Here is a 214-nt window from a genome sequence, read left to right on the forward strand (position 1 = left end):
CAGACCGTAGACAAACCCCACCTTTACTTGAAGTGAAAGTGGGGTTTTTACTTATTTTGATAAAATATATCAGTTGGCTTACGCTGGACATGGTCCTTTCCATGTCCAGTTTGCTAGCTTTTTGAGATTCATGGCAGCGAAAGTAAGCATCGCCTGCATCGAAACTTTTTTCAGTCCTCGAAGTTTCGTCCATCGCATACCATGCTTTTCTTTT

General features: G+C 41.6%; 1 protein-coding gene. It reads right to left on the reverse strand.

Translation table 11 applies throughout. From position 1 onward, the window contains the following. Positions 1-78: 78 nt before the first annotated feature. The coding region (locus R0K30_RS24020) for a transposase (protein ID WP_410613601.1) at positions 79-214 on the reverse strand (136 nt) is incomplete at its 5' end.

The sequence above is a fragment of the Bacillus sp. SIMBA_154 genome, from assembly GCF_046536015.1.
GTDB lineage: Bacteria > Bacillota > Bacilli > Bacillales > Bacillaceae > Bacillus > Bacillus pumilus_P.